This window comes from Allobosea sp. 67-29 (assembly GCF_001898115.1).
Taxonomy (GTDB): domain Bacteria; phylum Pseudomonadota; class Alphaproteobacteria; order Rhizobiales; family Beijerinckiaceae; genus Allobosea.
Genome location: NZ_MKSQ01000022.1, coordinates 112320 through 134999, shown reverse-complemented (window position 1 = coordinate 134999; position 22680 = coordinate 112320). Strand labels below are relative to the sequence as shown.

Genomic DNA, 22680 nt, shown 5'->3' with positions numbered 1-22680 from the left:
TTACAGGCTCAAGCGCCGATTGCTGCGGTACACATAAACTCGGCTTCACGATTATGTGGAGTTCAAGGCAGAAACGCGGTGCAACGACTATGCCGCAGGTGACGGGAACCGATGCCGCGATGACAGGGCCGGGAAATGCGATGGAACGGCTGATGGCCGCGCTCGGCGGCGATGCTGCGGGCAAGGCCCGCGGTCTGCCGCCTGTCGAGCGCTGGAACCCGCCTTTCTGCGGCGATCTCGACATGCGCATCGCGGCGGACGGCACCTGGTTCTATCTGGGCACGCCGATCGGCCGGCCGGCCTTGGTGAAGCTGTTCTCGTCCGTGCTCAAGCGCGAGGGCGACGAGCACTTTCTCGTGACCCCGGTCGAAAAGATCCGCATCAAGGTCGACGACGCACCCCTGCAGGCCGTGGAGATGCAGGTGGACGGCCATGGCCCGGCGCGCGTGATCGCGCTGCGCACCCAGGTCGACGACCTGCTCACCGTCGGCCCCGAGCACCCGTTGCGCTTCGAGCGGGCTGCACAGGACGGACTGAAGCCCTATGTGCATGTCCGGCGCGGTCTCTGGGCCCGGCTCACCCGGGCCTTGAGCTACGACCTGCTTGCCCTTGGGGAGGTGCGCCAGGTGGAGGGGCATGCGATGTTCGGAGTCGCTGCCGCCGAACAGTTCTACCCAGCCGTGCCGGCGAGCGAGATCGAGGGCCTCGAGGCACCATGACATCCGGCAAGGCCCTCAACCTCAGCGCCGAGGCTTTCGCGGCGCTGGCGCGGCAGCGTCTGCGCTCCGAGCCACCGAGCCTCGGCGACCTGATCGCGCGGCCGCGCGGCGACCATGAGGGCCAGCCGCAGCCGGTCCCCGTTCCAGACGAGAGGCGCGCCGTTCCGGCCGCGGTGCTGATCGGGGTGGTGCCGCGACCCGAGGGACCGACCGTCCTGCTGACGCAGCGGGCGGCAAGCCTGCGCAACCACTCGGCGCAGGTCGCCTTTCCGGGCGGACGGGTCGATGCGGTCGATGGATCGCCCGTGGTGACGGCGCTGCGCGAAACCGAGGAGGAGATCGGGCTGCCGCGCGAGCGCGTCAGCACGCTCGGCTTCCTCGACGCGTATCTGACCGGCACCGGCTATCGCATCGTGCCGGTGGTGGCACTGGTCGAGACGCCGTTCTCGCTGACGATCAACCGTCACGAGGTGGACGACGCCTTCGAGACACCGTTGTCCTTCCTGCTCGACCCCGCCAACCACAGGCGCGAGGGCCGCGAATGGAAGGGGCATTTCCGCACCTACTATGCGATGCCGTTCGGCGATCGCTATATCTGGGGGGCGACCGCCGGGATGATCCGTAATCTCTACGAGCGGCTGGCGGACTAGGGAACGGGCGCGTGGCGCGCCCCGCGGGAAACGGACTGGGGCATGCTGCGCGCGATCATCGAAGAGGTTCTGCTCTTCGTCCTGCCCTTCTGCATCTTCGCGGGCTATCTCGTCGTCAAGCGGCGCAACCCCTTCGATGTCGAGCATTGGAGTCCGCACGCCTTTCGCCTGGCGGTGGCCGGGCTCGTGCTGGTGATTCTCATCCTGGCCGTGGAGGGCTTCCTCACGCAGCGCAGCCGGGGAGCCTACGAGCCGCCCCATATGGAGAACGGCGTCCTGGTCCCGGGACGCTTCCGGTGACGGCGGCCCGGGCGGCGCGGATCACCGCTTTCCTCGCGCAGCCCGTCCTGGCACGCCTGCTCGGCGCTCTGAACGGCGAAGGGCAGGAGACGCGCGTCGTCGGCGGCGCCATTCGCAATCTCCTGCTCGGCGAAGCGATCAGCGACGTCGATCTGGCGACGACCGCGTTGCCGAAGGAGACGGCCCGGCGGGGCCGTGCCGCCGGCTTCAAGGCCGTCCCGACCGGAATCGAGCATGGGACGATCACGCTGGTCGGCGACGGAGCCAGCTTCGAGGTGACGACGCTGCGGCAGGACGTCGAGACCGATGGACGCCGCGCCACGGTCGTGTTCGGTCGCGACTTCGCCCAGGACGCGTTGCGGCGCGATTTCACCATCAATGCGCTGGGGCTCGACCGTGACGGCAACGTGCACGACTACTGCGGCGGGCTCGATGACCTGGCGCGGCGTCGCGTGCGTTTCATCGGCGATGCGGCGACGCGCATCCGCGAAGATTATCTGCGGATTCTCCGCTTCTTCCGCTTCCATGCCCATTATGGCGCCGGCGAACCCGATGCGGAGGGGCTCGCCGCCTGCATCGAAGGCCGCGCGGGGCTCGCAGGCCTGTCGCGCGAGCGCGTGCGCGCCGAGTTGATGAAGCTCGTCGTCGCGCCTGGCGCCGTGGCGACGCTACGGGCAATGGCCGGGGCCGGCCTGGTCGTGCCCGTGATCGGCGGTGTGCCGCATCTCTCGCGCTTCGCCGCCGTGGCGGGACCGGGCGAAGAGAGGGTCCATCCAGCCTTTCGACTGGCGGCGTTGGCGGTTTGTGTGCGGGAGGATGCGCTGCGGCTGCGCGAGCGACTGAGACTTTCCAACGAGGAGTTCGACCGAATCGCCCGGCTTGCCGCCGGGCTGGAGGCCCTGTCGGGGAAAAGCGCGCAGCCGGGCATGGCGGTCTTGCGCCGGCTGGCGCTCCGCATCGGGGCCGATGCCGTCTCCGGCGCGCTTGCGCTCGGGGCCGGCATGGCGAAGGGCGCCGCGGCGCAGGCGATGATCGCCGAACTCGCCCGTACACCGGTGTTTCTCCCGACGGGGCGTGACCTGCTCGATCGAGGCATCACGGCGGGACCGGCGGTCGGGCGGATTCTGGAAAGCGCCCGCAACCGCTGGATCGACGAGGGTTGCCCGGCCGACCGCGCGATCCAGCTCGCCCTGCTGGACGCTGCGATCAGTTCCCCCGCCTGATCAGGGGTTTGGAAGCGAGTGGAGCAACAGCCGCGCCATCAAGCTCCCTGCGTTGAACGCCGATAGCGCCCGCCGCCGATGCGGAACGCCGCGCGGCGGCAGTGCTTGCCCGGTGGCCGCGGCAGTCCCGTCCGGACCGGTTCAGGGCCAGCGGACGGTCGGTGGCATGGAGGACAGGATGGAATCGACATTGCCTCCGGTCTTCAGGCCGAAGATCGTGCCGCGGTCGTAGAGCAGGTTGAATTCGACATAGCGCCCGCGCCGGACCTGCTGCTCGTCGCGCTGGGCCTGGCTCCACGGCTTGCCGATGTTGCGGCACAGGATGTTCGGATAGATGTCGAGGAATGCCTCGCCGACGGCGCGGGTGAAGGCGAAATCGGCCTCCACGTCGCCGGTCCAGACATAGTCGTAGAAGATGCCACCGATGCCGCGCGGCTCGTTGCGGTGCTTCAGGAAGAAGTACTCGTCGCACCAACTCCGGAAATCCGCGTAGTCGGCGACCGCGGGAAAGCGCTCGCAGGGGCGGCGCATCGCATCGTGGAAATCGCGCGAATCCGCGTCGTCCTGGTTGCGGCGCGCGTCGAGCACCGGCGTCAGGTCGGCACCGCCGCCAAACCACGGCCGGGTCGTCACCACGAAGCGCGTGTTCATGTGGACGGTCGGGGCGTTGGGGTTCCAGGGATGCGCGATCAGCGAGATGCCGGTGGCGTGGAAGCGCGGATCGTCGGAGGCGCCGGGGATCTGCCCGGCGAAATCCGGGTGGAAGCTGCCATGCACGGTCGAGACATGGACCCCCACCTTCTCGAAGACGCGCCCCTTCATGATCGACATGACGCCGCCTCCGCCCGGGGCGCCGTCGTGATTCGTGCGCTGCCAGGGCGTGCGCTGGAACCGGCCGGGTGCCGCATCCGCCTCAGGCGGGAAAGGGCCGGAGGCTTCGTCCTCGACCTGTTCGAAAGCGGCGCAGATCTGGTCGCGCAGGGTCTCGAACCAGGCGGCCGCGCGAGGCTTCAGGGCGGCGACCACGGCGGGATCGGCAGGAGCGGCGTTATCGGTGGGGCGGCGCATCGGCATCGTCAGTCTCGTCGCGGCCGGGGAAGCCGCCAGTTTGTCGCAATGCCTCGCCCATTACCATCGCAGCGGCGAGCGCAACATTGATCGAGCGCAACCCAGGACGCATCGGTATGCAGATGACGGCTTCCGCCGCGCTGCGCACTTCAGGCGTCACGCCGGCGGACTCGCGCCCGACCATCACAACATCATCCGCCTGGAAGGCGAAGTCCGGGAGCGCGATCGGACCGTCGGTTTCCGCCAACACCAGCCGGCGCCCGGCAGCCCGGCGCCAATCGTCGAAAGCGCGGAACGAATCATGCCGCGATACGGCTGCCCGCTCGAGATAGTCCATGCCGGAGCGGCGGAAATGCCGGTCCGACACGTCGAACGCGGCGGGCTCGATGATGTCGACGGTCAGGCCGAGGCAGGCCGCCATGCGGATCATCGTGCCGGCGTTCTGCGGGATGTCCGGCTGGAAGAGGGCGAGGCGGAGCATCGCGCTTCCTGGCTGCATCGTCGAGGCTGCGTCAAGCGCATCCTGCCCGCTCTGCCGCGAGGCGCCGGAGAGAGCGGCGCCTCGCAACTCCTGGATTGGCAAGTCTGCGTCAGGACGCGCCCGTGCCCAGACCGCCGCTGCCGGCCCCAACGCCGGCGCCGGCCCCGACCCCGCCGCCGCCGACGCTCGCACCCAGGCCGGCGCCCAGCCCGCCGGCTGCCGAGCCAAGGCCCGCTCCGACGCCCGCGCTGACGCCGCCACTGCCGACGCTCGCTCCCAGGCCTGCGCCAAGGCCGCCGACCGCGCTGCCGAGGCCCGCTCCGGCCGCGGCACCCAGGCCGCCGCTACCCGCGCCTACTCCGGCTGCGGCGCCGAGACCTCCGCTTCCGGTTCCCGCTCCTGCACCGACGCCCGCGCCGAGTCCGCCGCTGCCAAGCCCGGCGCCGACGCCGGCGCCGGCGTCAAGGCCTCCGACATTGGCGCCGACATTCGCGCCGACACCGAGCCCGGATCCAGCGCCGGCCGAGCCGCCGCCCGTTCCACCCGACCCGCCCGGGCTGCCCGGGTTTCCAGCATTGCCAGGGTTACCCGAGCCGCCGGAGCCGCCCGGGTTGCCCGGATTGCCGGGGTTACCCGGGTTGCCGGGATTCCCGGGATTCGATGGATTGCCGAAGGAGCCTGTCGAACCGCGCGAACTCACGACCGGGCTCTGCAAAGCCGCCAGCCTGATGCAGCGCTTCATCGCGGCACCGCGCAAACCGTCACATCCGTCGAAGGCCGCATATTCGCCGGCCGTGTTGCACGCGCTCAAGACAATGCACGTGCCAATAGCTCCCAGTATTCGGAGACGCATTGTTTCCTCCTTCACATGAGGGATATCGTGCGTCTGCTCAACGATAACGTGTATTTCGTGGTTCCCGGAAGGATTTACACGTCATTTATGCCCGGCTTATGCGATATCTTCGATTTTAACGGTGTCTTTGACGCCTTCTGACCCGGGAGGCTTTGCGTCAGCCCCGATCACCGGCTGCTAGGGCCTTGCCCTACTGCCGCCATTCGACGCGCGCAGGGATCATGGTCGAAAGCCGCGAGCCTGCTCGCGACCAGAGATCGCCAGGGTCGAGAATTGCCGTTTGTCCTCGTCAAGCAAGCCCGGTAGCGAAGGGGGCATGTTCGCATCGCTGTTCCGCTGGCTCGAAAGCCGGATCGATGTCTTTGCGCCCTTCGATGAGCGGCAGACGCCGCCGCGTGGGGTCTGGCCCTTCATGTGGCATCACATCAAGGGCGTGAAGATCTGGATGGCGGCCATCATGCTGACCGGGCTCGGCTTCAGCGGCATCGAGGCGGCGATGTATCTGATGGTCGGCTGGTTCGTCGACCTGCTCTCGACCCAGTCACCCGAAACGATCTTCCGCGACCATGGCTGGCTTCTGGCGGGGGCGGCGTTCCTGCTCGTCGTGGTCAGGCCGCTGATCTATTTCGCGAACCACGCCATCGTCGACCAGGTCGTGGTGCCGCAGATCACCAACCAGATCCGCTGGCGCAATCATGTCTATACGCTCGGCCACGCACTCTCCTATTTCCAGAACGACTTCGCCGGCCGGCTCTCGGCCCGCGTGATCCAGGCCGGGCAGTCGATCCGCGGAGCGACGATCGAGGTCATCGACGATCTCTGGTACGCGCTGGTCTTCGCTTCGGTCGCCATCGGCTTCTTCGGCAAGACCAGCCTGTGGCTGGCGCTGCCGGTCGTGGTGTGGCTCGGGGCCTATGTCGCGCTGCTGATCTATTTCGTGCCGCGGGCCAAGAAGCGCTCGGAGGCGAATTCGCTCGGGCGTTCCAGCACGACGGGACGCATCGTCGATTCCTACACCAACATCCTGACGGTGAAGCTGTTCGCGCGCGCGGATGCCGAGCGCTCGGCCGTGCGCGAATCGCTCGGCTGGTGGAACGCCTCCTTCCTCAACCTGTCGCGGCTGATCACCGGCGTCAGCGTCATCCTGCAGACGATGAACAGCCTGCTCGTCGTCGCGACGGCCTGGCTCGCGCTGTGGCTGTGGAGCCATGGCGAGATGACACCGGGCGCGGTCGCGGCGGCGATCGGGCTCGTGCTGCGTCTGGTGCAGATGTCGAGCTGGCTGATCCATCTCGTGCGCGGCATCTTCGAGAACATCGGCTCCGTGCAGGAGAGCATGGAGACGATCGCCAAACCGCATGACCTGCCGGATGCGCCAGGCGCCGTCCCGCTCGTCGTCGGTGACGGAGCGATCCGCTTCGAGGCGATCCGCTTCAACTACGGCAAGGGGCAGGGGCTGTTCGAGGGGCTCGACCTGTCGATCAGGCCCGGCGAGCGCGTCGGCCTCGTCGGCCCCTCGGGCGCCGGCAAGTCGACGCTGGTGAACCTGCTGCTGCGGCTCTATCCGCTGGAGGGTGGGCGCATCCTGATCGACGGGCAGGACATCGCCCACGTCACACAGGACAGCCTGCGCGCGCAGATCGGCATGGTGACGCAGGACAATTCTCTGCTGCACCGCTCGATCGGCGACAATATCGCCTATGGCCGGATCGGCGCGAGCGAGGCGGAGATCGCCGAAGCGGCCCGGCAGGCGGAGGCGCACGACTTCATTCTCGGTCTCGGCGACCAGGACGGGCGCGAGGGCTTCGCTTCTCGAGTAGGCGAGCGCGGCGTGAAGCTGTCAGGCGGCCAGCGCCAACGCATCGCGATCGCGCGCGTGCTGCTGAAGGACGCGCCGATCCTGATCCTGGACGAGGCGACCTCCGCGCTCGATTCGGAGGTGGAGGCGGCGATCCAGCAGCAGCTCGCGGCGCTGATGCAGGGCAAGACGGTGATCGCGATCGCGCATCGGCTCTCGACGATCGCCGCGCTGGACAGGCTGATCGTGCTTGACAAGGGCCGGATCGTCGATACCGGCAGCCACGAGGAACTCATCGCGCGAGGCGGGCTCTACGCCCGGCTCTGGGCCCGTCAGTCCGGCGGCTTCCTGGCTCCGGCCGACCCGGAAAAGCTCGCCGTCTGACGCCCTCGCCAGCGGACTGTGCGCCATGCATGGCCAAGGCGTTCGCGACAGTAGACTTCGTCCAATCTGCATGTCAAAGAGCCCAAGGTGACGCTCCACCGCATTGCGGAGGCAGCGGCGCGCCCCTATGAGGGCGAGAGGCGACAATTTCGAGCTGTTCCAGCTCGCAAGACCTATGAGGGATTGGATCGTGGCGCACGCGACCGATACATCGACCGGAACAACCCGCCGCGATTTCATGCTGCTTGCGACCGGCGCCGCCGGCGCGGTCGCCGCCGGCGCCATCGTCGTTCCGCTGATCAGCCAGCTCGCGCCCGATGCCCAGACGATCGCTGCCGGCGCGCCTGTCGACGTCGACCTGGCTCCGATCGCCGAGGGCCAGGCCATCAAGATCTTCTGGCGCGGCAAGCCGATCTTCGTGCGCCATCGCACCAAGAAGGAGATCGACGAGGCTCTGGCGGTCGACATCAGCACGCTGCGCGACCCGCAGACCGACCAGCAGCGCACCAAGCCCGGCCACGAGCCGTACCTGATCGTCTTCGGCAACTGCACCCATCTCGGTTGCATTCCGCTCGGCACCGCTCCGGGCGAGCCGAAGGGCGATTTCGACGGCTGGTTCTGCCCCTGCCATGGCTCGCACTACGATTCCTCCGGCCGCATCCGCAAGGGCCCGGCACCGCTGAACCTGCCGGTTCCGCCCTATGCCTTCACGGCGGATACGAAGATCAAGATCGGCTGAGCGATGCGCTCAACGCTTTCCCGACAGATTGAGACAGCCTTGAGGCATTCTTCATGAGTGGTCACAGTTCCTACGTTCCGAAGACCGGCATCGAGCGCTGGCTCGACGCGCGCCTGCCGATCATCCGGCTGGCCCATGATTCCGCGGTCTCCTATCCGGTTCCCCGCAACCTGAACTATCTGTGGACCTTCGGCGGCATCCTGGCGTTCATGCTGGTGGCGCAGATCATCACCGGCGTCATCCTGGTGATGCACTACACTCCGCACGCGACGATGGCCTTCAACTCCGTCGAGCACATCATGCGCGACGTGAACTATGGCTGGCTGCTGCGCTACCTGCACTCCAACGGCGCCTCGATGTTCTTCATCGCGGTCTACGTGCATATCTTCCGCGGCATCTATTACGGCTCGTACAAGGCCCCGCGCGAGGTGCTCTGGATCCTCGGCGTCGTGATCTTCCTGCTGATGATGGCCACCGCCTTCATGGGCTACGTGCTGCCCTGGGGCCAGATGTCGTTCTGGGGCGCGACAGTCATCACCAACCTGTTCTCGGCGCTGCCGGTGGTCGGCGAGACGATCGTGACCTATCTGTGGGGCGGCTACTCGGTCGACAATCCGACGCTGAACCGCTTCTTCTCGCTGCATTACCTCCTGCCGTTCATGATCTTCGGCGTCGTCGTGCTGCACGTCTGGGCCCTGCACCACGTCGGGCAGAACAACCCGACCGGCGTCGAGGTGAAGAACGTGGAGAAGGACACCGTGCCCTTCACGCCTTACGCCACGATCAAGGACCTGTTCGGCATGGTCGTGTTCATGATCGTGTTCGGCTGGTTCGTGTTCTACCAGCCCAACTTCATGGGCCATGCCGACAACTACATCCCGGCCAACCCGGCCGCGACGCCGGCGCATATCGTGCCCGAATGGTACTTCCTGCCGTTCTACGCGATCCTGCGCGCCATTCCCGACAAGCTCGGCGGCGTCCTCGCCATGGGCTCGGCCATCGTCGTGCTCGCCTTCCTGCCCTGGATCGACACCTCCAAGGTCAAGTCGATGAACTACCGTCCGATCGCGCGCCAGCTATTCTGGGCCTGGCTCGTGGTCTGCGTCGGGCTGGGCTATCTCGGCGCGATGCCGCCGGAGGGCGGCTATGTGATCGCGTCGCAGATCTTCACCGTGCTGTATTTCGGCTTCTTCGTCGCGCTGTTCATCGTCGGGCTCTTCGAGCGTCCCAAGGCGCTGCCGACCTCGATCGCCGATTCCGTGCTGGCCTCCGCCAAGGGGGGCTCGGCCACCCGCATGGCGGCTGCCACCGCTGCCGAACCGAACGTCAAGGGCTGACGGAACCATGAGCAAGACATCGTTTCGTCTGGCCCTGACGGGCCTTGCCGCCGGTCTCGCCTTCACCGCGCTCTCGCTGCCGGCCGCGCGGGCCGCTGAAGGGCGCGTCGAGCCGCCGAAGCTGAGCTGGACGTTCTCGGGGCCGCTCGGAAAGTTCGACAGGGCCCAGATCCAGCGCGGCTTCAAGGTCTTCAAGGAGGTCTGCTCGAGCTGCCATTCGGCCAACCTGCTGCGCTTCCGCAACCTGGCGCAGCCCGGCGGGCCGGAGTTCTCGGAAGGGCAGATCGCCGCGCTCGCGGCGACCTACCAGATCACGGACGGGCCGAACGAGACCGGCGAGATGTTCCAGCGTCCCGGCCGCCCGGCCGACGCCTTCCCGGCTCCGTTCCCGAACGAGCAGGCCGCACGCGCCTCGAACGGCGGCGCCTACCCTCCGGATTTCTCGGTGCTGGCCAAGGCGCGCACCTATGAGCGCGGCTTCCCGCGCTTCATCTACGACATCTTCACGACCTATCAGGAACAGGGACCGGACTACATCCACGCCCTGATGGTGGGCTATGAGGAGCCGCCTGCCGGTTTCCCGCCGCTGCTGCCGACCCAGCACTACAACAAGTACATGCCCGGCCATCTGATCGCGATGCCGAAGCCGCTGAACGACGGCCAGGTCGAGTATCCGAAGGGCGAGGACGGCAAGCCGCAGGCGCCCGAGACGGTCGACCAGTATGCGCGCGACGTCGCCGCCTTCATGGTCTGGGTGGCCGAGCCGCATATGGAGCAGCGCAAGCGCATCGCGCTGTGGTTCATGCCGTTCCTTATCATCCTCGCCATCCTGCTCTACTTCAGCAAGAAGAAGATCTGGGCGCGGATGCCGGATGGTTCGCCGGCGCACTGAGCCCCGCACAGCCTGATCGAAGACGAGAAGGCCCCGGAGACGGGGCCTTTTTCGTCGGCCGCCCCGCTTGTGCCGCGGAAGGCTCAGCGGCCGCTCACCGCCGCCGCCGTATTGCGACCGTCATCGAAAGGTGGTCCCTTCCGCGCCCGCAACAGGGAATCAGTCATGAGCGAAGCCGTTCTCGGAATCATCGGCGGATCGGGCATCTACGATCTTCCGGGCCTGACCGACATCCGCGAGGAGCGGATCGAGAGCCCCTGGGGCGAGCCGTCGGACGCGCTGAGGATCGGCCGCATCGGCGCGACGAGGATCGTCTTCCTGCCGCGGCACGGGCGCGGCCACGCGCTGTCGCCCTCCGACATCAACTACCGCGCCAATATCGACGTGCTGAAGCGGGCAGGGGTGACCGACCTCGTCTCGCTATCGGCCTGCGGTTCCTACAAGGCCGAGCTCTATCCCGGTCTTTTCGTCCTGGTCGACCAGTTCGTCGACCGCACCAGCCGGCGCGAGAGCTCCTTCTTCGGCAAGGGTTGCGTCGCCCATGTCTCGGTCGCGCACCCGGTCGGACCGAACCTGCAGGCCCGGATCGCAGCGGCGGCCGAGGCCGAGGAGCTGCCCTTCGTCAGAGGCGGCACGCTGGTGACGATGGAGGGGCCGCAATTCTCGACCTACGCCGAATCCACGACCTATCGCGGCCTCGGCTACGATCTGATCGGCATGACCGCGATGCCCGAGGCCAAGCTCGCGCGGGAGGCAGAGATCACCTACGCGACCGTCGCGATGGTCACGGATTACGATTGCTGGCACGAGCTGCACGGCGTCGTCGACGTCGCCTCCGTCGTCGCGGTGCTGCACGCGAATGCCGACAAGGCCCGCCGCCTGGTCGCGCGGCTGGCCGCCGATTTCCCGGCCGAGCGCGAGCCTTGCCCCGCCGGCTCCCACAACGCGCTGGACCATGCGCTGATCACGGCTCCGGCCTTCCGCGACCCTGCGCTGCTGGCGAAGCTCGATGCTGTCGCCGGGCGGGTGCTGAAGGGCGCGTGATGGCCGCGCCCTTGACGAAGCGGGCCGGGCGTCCGACCAAGGCGCTCGACCATGCGCCCGGGATGCCGCCCATGAACCTCGCCGACACGATCCGCGCGATTCCGGATTACCCGAGGCCGGGCATCGTCTTCCGCGACATCACCACGCTGCTGGGCGATGCGCGGGCCTTCCGGCGTGCCGTGGACGAGCTTGTACAACCTTTCGCCGGGCTGAAGATCGCCAAGATCGCCGGCATCGAGGCGCGCGGCTTCATTCTGGGCGGGGCGGTCGCCCATCAGCTCTCCGCCGGGTTCATTCCGGTCCGGAAGAAGGGCAAGCTGCCGCGCGAGACGCTGCGCGTCACCTACGCTCTCGAATACGGCACCGACGAGATCGAGGTGCATCGCGACGCGGTGCAGCCGGGCGAGCGCGTCCTGCTCGTCGACGACCTGATCGCAACGGGCGGCACGGCCGAAGGCGCCGTGAACCTGCTGACGGGGCTGGGAGCCGAGGTCGTCGCTGCCTGCTTCATCGTCGACCTGCCGGAACTCGGCGGCGCCGACAAGATACGCCGACTCGGCGTGCCGGTGCGCACGCTGGTCTCGTTCAGCGGGCATTGAGCGCGCCGTCATGAGGATCAACGGCCAGCATTATCGCACGATCTGGCTCGCTCAGGATGGCTGGCGCGTCGTGGTCATCGACCAGACGCGGTTGCCGTTCCGCTTCGAGACGGTGGCGCTGGGTTCCGCCGAGCAGGCCGCGGATGCGATCCGCAACATGGTGGTGCGCGGTGCTCCCCTGATCGGCGCGACCGCGGCCTACGGCGTCGCGCTCGCGATGCGGGTCGATGCCTCGGATGCGGGACTGGGGGCTGCGCTTGCCTTGCTGGGCGCGACCCGGCCGACCGCGGTCAATCTGCGCTGGGCTCTCGAGCGGATGCGCCGCGTACTGGCATCCCACGAGCCGTCGCGGCGCTGCGAGGCCGCCTATCGCGAAGCGGCTGCGATCTGCGACGAGGACGTCGCCCTGTGCCGCGCGATCGGCGAGCACGGCCTGCCGTTGATCCGCTCCCTGGCGGCGGGCAAGCAGGCCGGCGAGCCGGTCAACATCCTCACCCATTGCAACGCGGGCTGGATCGCCACAGTGGACTGGGGCACGGCGCTGGCTCCGGTCTATCTCGCGCATGACGCGGGCATCCCGGTCCATGTCTGGGTCGACGAGACGCGGCCGCGCAACCAGGGCGCGGGGCTGACGGCGTTCGAGCTCGGCGGCCATGGCGTGCCGCACACGGTGATCGTCGACAATGCCGGCGGGCATCTGATGCAACGCGGCCAGGTCGATCTGGTGATCGTCGGCACCGATCGCACAACCGCGCGAGGTGACGTCGCCAACAAGATCGGGACCTATCTCAAGGCGCTGGCGGCGCATGACAACGGCGTGCCGTTCTATGTGGCGCTGCCGTCGCCGACGATCGACTGGAGCATTGGCGATGGCCTTTCCGGGATTCCGATCGAGGAGAGGGCCGGACGCGAGGTCACCCATGCCGTGGGACTGGCGGAGGATGGTGAGGTTCGCACCGTGCGCGTGGTCGCTCCCGGCAGTGCGACGGCCAATCCGGCCTTCGACGTCACCCCGGCGCGGCTGGTGACGGCGCTGATCACCGAGCGCGGCGTCTGTGCCGCGAGTGGCGAGGGACTGGCGGGGTTGTTTCCCGAGATGGCGGGTGGAGCAGCGGCATGAGCGAGCAGGCCTTGCGGGGGGAGATCGTCGCGGTCGCCCAGGCGATCGACCGGGCGGGCTTCTGCCCCTCGAAATCCGGCAATGTTTCGGCGCGCTTCGACGGAGGCCTGCTGATCACGCCATCCGGCTTGCCTTATGCGCAGACGCGACCAGAGGATCTGATCCAGCTTGCGCTCGACGGGACCGTGCTGTCGGGAGCGCGCAAGCCGTCTTCGGAATGGCCGTTCCATGTCGAGATCTACCGGGCGAGGCCGGATGCGCAGGCGATCGTGCATACGCATTCGCCGCGGGCGACGGCGCTCTCCTGCGCGCGCCGCGGCATCCCGGCCTTCCACTACATGATCGCGCTGTGCGGAGGCGCGGATGTGCGATGCGCCGACTATGCGACCTTCGGCTCGCCGGAGCTGGCGGCCAACGCCGTGACGGCACTGGAAGGGCGCAAGGCGGTCCTGCTCGCCAATCACGGCGTCATCGCGCTGGGCGGCTCGCTTGCCGGCGCACACCAGATCGCGGCGGAAGTCGAGAACCTCGCAGGGCAGTATCTCGACATCCTTGCAGCGGGGCTGGCGCCGGTCATCCTCGACGAGGAGGAAATGGCGCGGGTTTCCGCGAAGTTCGCAGGCTACGGCAAGGTCGGTTAACTGCCGCGCCGGAGAGGCGTGCCCAGTGAAAATGCCGCCTTTGGGCTTAAGCTTTCCGCAAGCGCAGCCCCGACATAACTCGCAGCCTTCCCGCGCCCAGAGACTCCCGTGCCACTGGACTACCACTCACTGCTGACGGCCTTCACGCTTTCCGGCTGCGGGCTTGCAGCTGCCTTTCTCGTCAGCTGGCTCGTCTCGAAGAAGGAGCGCTTCCTGATGGCCTGGACCATCGGCGTCTCGCTGATGGCTCTGGGAGTGCTGATCTACGCCGCCTATGTCACGACCATGGCACCGCTCCTCGGCGCTGCGGGCTACACCGTCCTGCTCATCGGCCTTGCCTTCGTGTTCGGCGCCGGCCGTGAATTCCGCACGCGGATCCTGCCCTGGCGCAGCATGCTCGCCATGGCGGCGGGCTCGTCCATCGTCGTGGCCGTGCCGATGCTGGCGGGATACAACGGCATCGCGATCTTCGTGCTCAATCTCGCAGCCAGCATCATCCTGTTCGTCACGGCCTGGGACTATTGGCTCGGGCGGGCGGAGGCCAGGCTGGCGATCACGCTGCTGACGGCCCTCTACGTCCTGACCGGGCTGTCCTTCATTCCCTGCGCCGTCCTCCTCGCGATGGACGGCCGGTGGGTCTTGTCCGCAGCTCCGTCGAACTGGGCCGAGGACCTCAATATCGCCGCCTGCCTCGCCACGCTCGCCGGGATCGGAGCGTTGTCGCTTGCGCTGAACCAGGCCAGGCTGGCGCGCGGCCACAAGCGCGATGCGGAAACCGACGCGCTGACAGGGCTACTGAACCGTCGCGCTCTGCTCGACAGGATTGCGGGCGAGGTCGTCGGGCCGGCCGCGCTGATCATCTTCGACATCGACCACTTCAAGCGGATCAACGACCTCCAGGGGCATCTCGCCGGCGACGAAGTGCTGCGGGCGTTCGGAGAAATCCTGATCTCGAACCGGTCGCACGGGCTGGCCGCGCGGCTCGGCGGAGAGGAATTCGCCCTGCTGATGCCGCATGCCTCGCTGGTCTCGGCGGCCATCGTCGCCGAAACCGTGCGCGCGCGTCTCGCCAAGCGGCATTTTGCCGGTGGTGCGGGCTCCTTCGGCTGCACGCTGAGCGCCGGCGTCGCCCGCAGCGAAGAGAGCATCATCGACTTCGACGCGCTGTTGCAGGACGCCGACAAGGCTCTTTATGCCGCCAAGCACAGCGGCCGGGATCGGGTCGCGGTGAACTCGGACGAGGAGGCGTTCCTGGCCCAGATGCGGCCGTCATCGGACGGCCAGCGCGGCCCCGTCGACCTCGTCCGGGTGAAGACCGGCTGACAGCCGGAAGGCGCTGCGCTCTGACGCAAGCCGTCGCCGCGGCGATCGGCGCTACTGGATCGTCAGCTTCTGCAGGAAGTTGCCGCGATACAGCATCTGACCCTGATGGCTCAGTTTCGAGATGAGGTCGACGTAGATCTTGCCGCCGAGGGCGCGCCAGCGCCGGCAGAACGCATAATCTTCCGAGAGATAGCGGCCGTCGTCATCGACCATGACGTCGAAGAAGCGGTACTGGTAGTCGTCGAACCCTCGACGCTCCCCCTCGCCGCCGGCGGACCTGTCGACGACGATCTTGTGGTCGGGGAACGCCGCGATCATTGCGGGGAAGACCTCGCGCTTGATCAGCATCAGGCCCGTCGGCGCATCCAGGACCTCGGCGAAGCCGTTCGGGTCGGCTTCCATGCGGCCGTCGATCGGATTGAACGGATAGCGCAGAGAGCGTGCCTCCAGTTCGGCGCCGGTCATGCCGGCGGGGACCACGTCCGGCCAGGCGATCTGCTTCATCGGGTAGATGCCCGCCACGACATCGCGATCGGCCTGCAGGAGCCGGAAGACCGCGCTGGGCTCGAAGCCGATATCGGCATCGATCCAGAGCAGATGGGTATAGCCCTCCGTGGCCATGAACTCGGCTGCGATCATGTTGCGCGCGCGCGGGATGAGGGAATCGCTGCCGCGCAGGATGAAGGACAACGTCACCTGGTGCCGCATGCAGGCGTGCACGAGCCCGAGAACGCTCAAGACGTAGTTCTGATGGAGCTGGCCGCCATAGCAGGGCGTGCAGACGGCGATGTGCCGGCCTTTGATCTGTTCGAGCGAGAGCACGGATAAGGTTCCCCTTCGGTCGACGGCGGTGTTGTGGAACCCAAGCGGATGTTGCGTCCCGCTTCAACCGGCGAAGCGCGGCTTCCGTTCGATGAAGACGCAGCCGTCGAACGACCACGCGGTCTGTCATCGCATCGCTCATGTGTGCTTTGCGCCCACCTTGGCAGAAGAGTTTGCAATCCTCTGGAAGGCTCTTCCGCGCCAGAGAGGTCGGCTTGGCGCCCGTTCACAGCCCCAAAGGAAAGGTCCGCAAGTTCGCTTGCTTCCCATTGGCCCGGCCAAGCGGGAAGAGACCTCATCTCCGTCGAGACCGGTGATCAGTTTGGCCTGCCACCGGCGCCACTTCTCTAGCTCGCACAGCCTGGCTGTGGCCGCCCTCGCAAGGCGATGTTCGACGGCCGGATCCGCTTGTACAGCTCGATCACGGCCAGAACCAGCAGGCCTCCTCCAGCCAGGACCAGCCCGTCCGTAACCTTCAGCGCGCCGAGCCCGAGCAGATCACGTACCGGCGCCACCCAGAGAACGATAATCTGGAGCATCTGCGTACCCAGCACGGCACCGACCAAGACAAAATTCGAACTCAGCGGCACTGTAAAAGTCGAGCGCTCCTCCGACCGGCAGTTGAAGCAATGCGCGTTTTCGCACCAGACGAGCAGCCAGAGAACCGCCCCCTGTGCCGCGGCAGGGGGCATGCCCAACCCTCGGACCGCCCAATAATAATAGCCGAAAGCCGTCAGACCGATGACCGCGCCTCCCAACAGCAAGGCCTCTGTCATGCGACGATCGAATATCGCTCCGCTGTTGGGACGGGGAGCGCGCTGCAGGACCGCGGGATCGCCGGCCTCGAAGGCGAGCGCCACGTCCTGGATGCCATTGGTGATGAGGTTCAGCCAAAGCAGTTGAACCGCGGTCAGAGGTGGCGGCAGCGCAAACAACGTTGCGAGCAGCATCAGCAAGATTTCGGCGCCTCCGGTCGATAGCGTGAGGAGGATCACCTTTCGCAGATTGTCGTGAGCGATCCTGCCAGCTTCGATGCCTGCAACGATCGAGGCGAAATTGTCATCGGTCAGTATGAGATCCGCCGCATCGCGCGCGATGTCGGTACCGCTCTTGCCCATTGCCACTCCGACATCGGCGGCCCGCAGGGCTGCGGCATCGTTCACGCCGTCACCGGTTACTGCCACCACATGTCCCTGCCGGCGCAGGCTCTGCACGATGGCAAGTTTCTGCATCGGCTCGGCCCTTGCAAAGATCTTGGCACCGGCAACAAGCCGGTCGAAGGCGCTGCCTTCGGATCTCGCAAGGGTTGCGCCGGACAGGACCTCCTCGGGACGTTTGACGAGGCCAAGCTGGCGGGCGATGGCCCATGCCGTCAGCGGATGATCGCCCGTGATCAGGACGACCTGAAGGCCCGCTTGTCGCGCACGCCCGACGGCCTGTTTCGTTTCGGGCCGAAGTGGATCGATCAACGCAACCAATCCGAGAAGCCGCAGTCCGGCGAGCTTTCCCGCCGGCGCGAGTGCCGTTCTGCCCGCCGCGACAGCGATCAGGCGGTAACCCTCGGCCGAGAGTTGTTGAACGGCTGGCGCGGCTCCCAGATCAATCTCCCGGCAGAACGACGACACCGTTTCCGGCGCGCCTTTGGCATAGACGACAAGGCTATCCCCCTCGTCGTGAAAGCTCGCCGCATAGCGAGCTTCCGGTTCGTAGGGGTGACGATGGACCGGCGGCGCGCCTGCCGCGTTCAGCCCTTGAAGCGATGCCGCTCGAAAAATGGCGAGGTCGACCGCATCGCCGCCCGGACCCTGTTCGCTTCCAGCCGGCCTTTCGCTCGCGCGAACTGCCGCTTCGAGCAGGTCCCGCCCACGGCAATCCGTCGGCTCGATTGCTCCATGACCGGGGACCCAAAGACGGGCCACCGTCAACCGATTCTGCGTGAGGGTGCCCGTCTTGTCGGTCGCGATCAGGGTGCAGGCGCCGAGACCTTCCACGGCCGCCAGATGGCGGACGACGACGTGGCATCGCGCCATTCGCTGCGCAGCAATCGACAGGCAGACCGTCATGGCAATGGGCAATCCCTCCGGAATGGCGGAAACAGCCAGCGCGACCGCCAGCAGGAAGATTTCGGTGATGCCTGTTCCGCGCCAAGCTTCCGCTGCGGCGATCAGAAGGATCATGCCGAGCATCGCGACGGCGATGTGGTTGGTCAGGCGCGCCATCCGCCCGACCAGCGGCGGCGGAGGTGGTGGCAGATCCAGCACGGCTGCGAGCTGTCCCACCTGGGTATCGCGTGCCGTTGCGACGACTACGGCGAGACCGCGACCAGCGGTGACCAGGGTGCCAGCATGAAGCATGGTGGAACGATCTCCCAGGCTGGCCTCGCAAGGGACTTCGTCAATCGCCGCCTTCTCTGCCGCCGAGGATTCCCCCGTCAAGAGGCTCTCGTCGACCATCAACCGTTGCGACTCGAGCAACCTGAGGTCCGCCGCGATTCTCACGCCGCTTTCGACCTGGACGATATCGCCGGGAACGAGACGGTCGGTCGGAACAGTGAGGGTGAGGCCATCGCGCCTAACGGTCGCCGTGCCGAGAATCAACGCCTTGAGCGCGCGCGCACGCGTCTCCGCCTGCCATTCCTGCACCGCTCCGATGGCAGCATTGACGACGAGTACCCCAAAGATGAACAACGCGTCGGTAAGATGTCCCAGGGTCAGCGAGATCCCGCCCGCGCCCAGCAGCAAATAGATAAAAGGGCTGCGGAACTGAGATACGTAGACAGCGAGGAACGTCTTACCTTTGGCCTCTGGCAATCGATTGGGACCAAACGTTATAAGACGTCGACGCGCTTCCTCCTGGCTCAAGCCATCAACCGATGCTTCCAGACTTGCGAGCGCGGCGTCGCGAGAGAGGCAGTGCCAACGTTGCACGGATAGGCCAACGGGCTTCACAACGCGTCCTCCCGCACCAAAGCAGCCTGATCCTATGGGCGGCGGTCCACCGCGATGGCCGCACCGGAACCTGCAGGAAGACAATCGCGGATACTGAACGCGCGATTTGATCTCGCGCAAAGATGAGCTCCGTTTTGTCTGCGATGCTTTCAAATCAAGGGAGGCGTCGATGGTCGAGGGCATCAAGAGCGTACTGGTCACGATAACCGAGGAAGGGCGTGAGGAAGATGTCTCTGCCCTTGATTACGGTCTTTCGCTGGCGCGCGAAGCAAATGCGCATCTGACGATCCAGGCCGCCGCTGGCCGCTTCCACGTTCCTTACTCGATGCTCGACGATTTTTCTCAGAGGATCATCTCTGCGGAGAACCGCCGCATCGCGGCGTTGGCCGAACACCTCGCCGAAACGGCTAAGGCGGAAGCGGATTTTGCCGGCGTGGTGTGCGCGGTCGAGAGTCCGCAGTTGTACTACAGCGAGCTGCTGGATCGCTTTCTCGCACATGCTCGCGTGCATGACCTCTCGATCCTCGACGCCGAACCGTCACGAATGGAAGCCGACTGGGGATTGATCGAAGCAGGCCTCTTCGAGAGCGGCCGGCCAGTCATCATCGTGCCGCCCGGCCGAACCCGCTTCGAATGTCGACATGTCGTCATCGCATGGGATGGCAGCGCCAGTGCGACGCGGGCCGTGGCGGGAGCCATGCCGTTCCTGAAAGCGGCGGAGGCCGTCGAAATTCTTTCGGTCCTAGGCGAAAAGGACCTGTCGGCATCCGTGCCGGGCGCGGCTCTTGCGCCCCATCTCGCACGCCACGGCATCAACGTGACCGTGACGAACACAGCGGTCGGCTCGAACGAGACTGTCGCAGCCGCCATTCAGCGGGAAGCCGCGGGTTTTGAAACGTCCCTGATCGTGAGCGGGGCCTACCGGCATTCGCGCCTGCGAGAGTGGTTTCTCGGAGGCGTGACGCGGTCCATGCTCGAGCACTGTCGCTTGCCGATCCTGATGTCGCATTGACGCGTCAGGGCCGTTTTCACCCAAACCGCAGATGGAGCGAACATGTTCGGCCATATTCTCATCCCCATCGATGGCTCTTCTCTTTCCATGGCGGCGATGCGGAAAGCGATAGCGCTCGCTCACGATGCCAAAGCACGTGTCACGGTGCTGACCGTCATCGAGCCCTTCAGGATATTCTCGGTTTCTCCAGAACAGCTTGAGTCGACGCAAGAACAATACAGCGAGGAGGCGCGCCGTCAGGCCGACCTCGCGCTCGAAGAGGCCGCGGCGGATGCGAAAGCACATGATGTCCCCGTCGAGACCGCAGCTATTGAAAGCGATGATCCCTACCGGGTCATCATCGAGACAGCGCAAAAGCGAGGGTGCGATCTGGTTGCGATGGCCTCGCATGGCAGAAGAGGCTTCGCAGCGCTTTTGCTGGGAAGCGTCACAGTCAAGGTATTGACCCACTCGAAGGTGCCGGTACTCGTCTACCGATAACGGTTCGTCGCGGGCAGGCGCGGACCCCGGACGTTCCTGAACCTTCCGGCTTGTAGCTGCTACGTCGATTGTTTCGGAACTGATTCCTCGAATATCGCCGTAATCGACCGATTACGAAAGGTGTTATGTCGGCTTCCGCTCGACGAAAACGCAGCCGTCGAAGCTGAAGACTTCTTCGCCGCGCTGGTTGACGCCGGTATTGCGGTGGAAGAACAGGCCCCATTGCGGTCGTGAGGCGCTTTCGCGCTTGCCGGCGACCTCCGAGAAATAGGTGATGCGGTCGCCGGCGAGGACAGGCCGTGACCAGCGCAGGTTCTTGAAGCCAGGCGAGGGGCCAAGACGGGCCGGCCGGCCGGGGGTAGCGGCAAGCTGGCGCTTGCGGTGCAGAACCATCGTCGCCATCCAGACCGAAGCCGTATGCCAGCCGGAGGCCGCAAGCCCGCCGAAGATGCTGCCGCGCGCGGCGGAAACATCCATGTGGAAAGGCTGCGGGTCGAAGCTGCGGGCGAAGGCGATGATTTCCTCCGGCGTGAAGACGAAGCTGCCGAGCTCATGGCGGCTGCCGATCTCCAATTCCTCGAAGAAGCGCGTCGGCGTCGCGGGCTCTTCCGGGGCGATCAGCGGGCTTTCGAGGGCCGGCCGTTCGTAATCCGGTCCGTGGGCGAGCCAATCGCCCCGAGGTTGCGGCGCAATGCCGGAGTCCTTGCGTCCGAACATGATCCAGTTGGTCTGTTCGAGGACGGGCTCGTCACGCTGGTTGAGCAGTTCGAAGCGGAAGCGCACCAGGCCCATCTCGGGCCGCGAGCGCGACGGCTTGGTTTCGAGGACAGTGCGCCGGGCGCTCAAGGCGTCACCCGGGAAGACCGGCCTCAGCCACTTCACCTCGTCGATGCCGGGGGCGCCCATGCCGGTGGAGTCGAGCAGGAAGTCCTCGGCGATCAGCCGCATCAGCAGCGAGCAGCTCTGCCAGCCGGAGCCGATCAGGCTGCCGACGAAGCTCGCCTTCGCCGCTTCCGGATCGACATGGAAATCCTGCGCGTCGTAGCGCGAGGCGAAGGCGACGAGATCCTGCTGCGACACGGCGATGCTGCGCGTGCGGACACTTTCGCCGACGACGAAATCCTCGAACTGCAGCATCGCCCGGCTCTCAGTTGGCAAAGCGGAAATGCAGGACGTCGCCGTCCGCGACGACATATTCCTTGCCCTCGAGCCTGAACTTGCCGGCCTCGCGCGCGCCGGCTTCGCCCTTGTTGGCGACGTAGTCGTCATAGGCGATGGTCTCGGCGCGGATATAGCCCTTCTCGAAATCGGTATGGATCACACCAGCGGCCTGCGGCCCCTTGGTGCCCTTCTCGATCGTCCAGGCGCGCGCTTCCTTCGGTCCGACTGTGAAGTAGGTCACGAGGTTGAGCAGCTTGTAGCCGGCGCGGATGACGCGGTTGAGACCCGGCTCCTCGAGGCCGACCGCCTCCAGATACTCCGTCTGCTCCTCGGGAGGCAGCACCGCGATCTCGCTCTCGATCTTGGCTGAGACGACGACGGCGACCGCGCCTTCCTCGGCAGCACGCTTCTTCACCAGTTCCGAGAAGGAATTGCCCTTGTCGGCGCTCGCCTCCTCGACATTGCAGACATAGAGCACCGGCTTGGAGGAGAGCAGGCCGAGCTGCTCGAAGGCGCGCCTCTGGTCGGCCGGGATCTCGGCGAGGCGGGCCGGCTTGCCGTCGCGCAGAAGCACGAGGCAACGGGTCATCAACTCGACCGCCTCCTTGGCCTCCTTGTCGCCGGACTTCGCCTTCTTCTCCAGCGGGAGAACGCGCTTCTCCAGGCTTTCGAGATCGGCCAGCATCAGCTCGGTCTCGATCGTCTCGATATCGTCGACCGGCGAGACCTTACCCTCGACATGGGTGATGTCGCCATCTTCGAAGCAGCGCACGACATGGGCGATGGCGTCGCATTCGCGGATATTGGCGAGGAACTGGTTGCCCAGCCCTTCGCCCCGCGAGGCGCCGCGCACCAGGCCGGCGATGTCGACGAAGGTGAGACGCGTCGGAATGATCTCCTTCGAGCCGGCGATGGCGGCGAGTTGCTCCAACCGCTCGTCGGGCACCGCGACGTCGCCGACATTCGGCTCGATCGTGCAGAAGGGGTAGTTGGCAGCCTGCGCGGCCGCCGTCTGCGTCAGCGCGTTGAAGAGGGTCGACTTGCCGACATTCGGCAGGCCGACAATTCCGCATTTGAAGCCCATGG

Annotated in this window: 22 protein-coding genes; 16 read left to right on the top strand and 6 right to left on the bottom strand. The window is 66.5% G+C overall.

Going from position 1 to position 22680, the window contains the following annotated elements:
• Positions 1–119: 119 nt before the first annotated feature.
• The 4 genes from BGO20_RS16410 to BGO20_RS16395 are packed head-to-tail and all read left to right on the top strand — an operon-like array spanning position 120 to position 2892.
• Positions 120–719: a DUF1285 domain-containing protein gene (locus tag BGO20_RS16410; protein WP_465246044.1), complete on the top strand. Its 600-nt coding sequence runs from the start codon at positions 120–122 to the stop codon at positions 717–719.
• Positions 716–1369: a CoA pyrophosphatase gene (locus BGO20_RS16405; RefSeq protein ID WP_291660124.1), complete on the top strand. Its 654-nt coding sequence runs from the start codon at positions 716–718 to the stop codon at positions 1367–1369. Before BGO20_RS16410 ends, BGO20_RS16405 begins: the two co-directional genes overlap by 4 nt.
• 42 nt (positions 1370–1411) lie before the next feature.
• Positions 1412–1669 (top strand): DUF6111 family protein, encoded by a 258-nt coding sequence (locus BGO20_RS16400; protein ID WP_291660125.1) that lies wholly within the window; start codon positions 1412–1414, stop codon positions 1667–1669.
• Positions 1666–2892, top strand: a complete 1227-nt coding sequence (locus BGO20_RS16395; protein WP_291660127.1) for a CCA tRNA nucleotidyltransferase — start codon at positions 1666–1668, stop codon at positions 2890–2892. The genes BGO20_RS16400 and BGO20_RS16395 overlap by 4 nt, the downstream gene beginning before the upstream one ends.
• Before the next feature lie 141 nt (positions 2893–3033).
• Here the strand turns inward: BGO20_RS16395 and hemF are convergent, their stop codons facing one another.
• Together hemF and BGO20_RS16385 are read right to left on the bottom strand one after the other, a co-directional pair.
• Positions 3034–3960, bottom strand: coding sequence for an oxygen-dependent coproporphyrinogen oxidase (hemF, locus tag BGO20_RS16390; protein ID WP_291660836.1), 927 nt, complete (start codon positions 3958–3960; stop codon positions 3034–3036).
• Positions 3941–4441, bottom strand: a complete 501-nt coding sequence (locus BGO20_RS16385) for a tRNA (cytidine(34)-2'-O)-methyltransferase (protein WP_291660129.1) — start codon at positions 4439–4441, stop codon at positions 3941–3943. Before BGO20_RS16385 ends, hemF begins: the two co-directional genes overlap by 20 nt.
• On the opposite strand from BGO20_RS16385, the gene BGO20_RS16380 reads away from it, so the two are divergent.
• From BGO20_RS16380 to BGO20_RS16335, 10 genes are all read left to right on the top strand, one after another.
• Positions 4380–5435: a hypothetical protein gene (locus BGO20_RS16380; protein ID WP_291660130.1), complete on the top strand. Its 1056-nt coding sequence runs from the start codon at positions 4380–4382 to the stop codon at positions 5433–5435. The two genes, BGO20_RS16385 and BGO20_RS16380, sit on opposite strands and share 62 nt — an antisense overlap.
• Before the next feature lie 175 nt (positions 5436–5610).
• Positions 5611–7476: an ABC transporter ATP-binding protein gene (locus BGO20_RS16375; RefSeq protein WP_291660132.1), complete on the top strand. Its 1866-nt coding sequence runs from the start codon at positions 5611–5613 to the stop codon at positions 7474–7476.
• 175 nt (positions 7477–7651) lie between these two features.
• Complete coding sequence (petA, locus tag BGO20_RS16370; RefSeq protein ID WP_440143443.1) at positions 7652–8215, top strand: ubiquinol-cytochrome c reductase iron-sulfur subunit; 564 nt, start codon at positions 7652–7654, stop codon at positions 8213–8215.
• Between the two features lie 53 nt (positions 8216–8268).
• Positions 8269–9552, top strand: coding sequence for a cytochrome b (locus BGO20_RS16365; protein WP_291660134.1), 1284 nt, complete (start codon positions 8269–8271; stop codon positions 9550–9552).
• Positions 9553–9559: 7 nt separating this feature from the next.
• Positions 9560–10444 (top strand): cytochrome c1, encoded by an 885-nt coding sequence (locus BGO20_RS16360; protein WP_291660135.1) that lies wholly within the window; start codon positions 9560–9562, stop codon positions 10442–10444.
• 165 nt (positions 10445–10609) lie between these two features.
• A complete protein-coding gene (locus BGO20_RS16355; protein ID WP_291660136.1) occupies positions 10610–11488 on the top strand; it encodes an S-methyl-5'-thioadenosine phosphorylase in 879 nt (292 codons plus the stop codon).
• Positions 11489–11550: 62 nt separating this feature from the next.
• Positions 11551–12087 (top strand): adenine phosphoribosyltransferase, encoded by a 537-nt coding sequence (locus BGO20_RS16350; RefSeq protein WP_291660837.1) that lies wholly within the window; start codon positions 11551–11553, stop codon positions 12085–12087.
• 10 nt (positions 12088–12097) lie between these two features.
• Positions 12098–13207 (top strand): S-methyl-5-thioribose-1-phosphate isomerase, encoded by a 1110-nt coding sequence (gene mtnA / locus BGO20_RS16345; RefSeq protein WP_291660138.1) that lies wholly within the window; start codon positions 12098–12100, stop codon positions 13205–13207.
• Complete coding sequence (locus BGO20_RS16340; protein ID WP_291660139.1) at positions 13204–13848, top strand: class II aldolase/adducin family protein; 645 nt, start codon at positions 13204–13206, stop codon at positions 13846–13848. Before mtnA ends, BGO20_RS16340 begins: the two co-directional genes overlap by 4 nt.
• A gap of 108 nt (positions 13849–13956) precedes the next feature.
• Positions 13957–15171 (top strand): GGDEF domain-containing protein, encoded by a 1215-nt coding sequence (locus BGO20_RS16335; protein WP_291660141.1) that lies wholly within the window; start codon positions 13957–13959, stop codon positions 15169–15171.
• A 51-nt stretch (positions 15172–15222) separates the two neighbouring features.
• Here BGO20_RS16335 and BGO20_RS16330 read toward each other — a convergent pair whose 3' ends face one another.
• Together BGO20_RS16330 and BGO20_RS16325 are read right to left on the bottom strand one after the other, a co-directional pair.
• Positions 15223–15993 (bottom strand): hypothetical protein, encoded by a 771-nt coding sequence (locus BGO20_RS16330; RefSeq protein WP_291660142.1) that lies wholly within the window; start codon positions 15991–15993, stop codon positions 15223–15225.
• Positions 15994–16340: 347 nt separating this feature from the next.
• Positions 16341–19124: a cation-translocating P-type ATPase gene (locus BGO20_RS16325; RefSeq protein WP_291660838.1), complete on the bottom strand. Its 2784-nt coding sequence runs from the start codon at positions 19122–19124 to the stop codon at positions 16341–16343.
• Between BGO20_RS16325 and BGO20_RS16320 the strand changes: the two genes are divergently transcribed.
• Together BGO20_RS16320 and BGO20_RS16315 are read left to right on the top strand one after the other, a co-directional pair.
• Positions 19111–19953 (top strand): universal stress protein, encoded by an 843-nt coding sequence (locus BGO20_RS16320; RefSeq protein ID WP_291660144.1) that lies wholly within the window; start codon positions 19111–19113, stop codon positions 19951–19953. The genes BGO20_RS16325 and BGO20_RS16320 overlap by 14 nt on opposite strands.
• A gap of 42 nt (positions 19954–19995) precedes the next feature.
• Positions 19996–20433: a universal stress protein gene (locus BGO20_RS16315; protein ID WP_291660146.1), complete on the top strand. Its 438-nt coding sequence runs from the start codon at positions 19996–19998 to the stop codon at positions 20431–20433.
• Between the two features lie 123 nt (positions 20434–20556).
• On the opposite strand, the gene BGO20_RS16310 is transcribed toward BGO20_RS16315, so the two are convergent.
• Both BGO20_RS16310 and ychF read right to left on the bottom strand, forming a co-directional pair.
• Positions 20557–21570, bottom strand: a complete 1014-nt coding sequence (locus BGO20_RS16310) for a MaoC family dehydratase (protein ID WP_291660148.1) — start codon at positions 21568–21570, stop codon at positions 20557–20559.
• A 10-nt stretch (positions 21571–21580) separates the two neighbouring features.
• Positions 21581–22678 carry a redox-regulated ATPase YchF gene (ychF, locus tag BGO20_RS16305; protein ID WP_291660149.1) on the bottom strand — a complete coding sequence of 366 codons (1098 nt, stop codon included), beginning with the start codon at positions 22676–22678 and terminating at the stop codon, positions 21581–21583.
• Positions 22679–22680 lie beyond the last annotated feature (2 nt).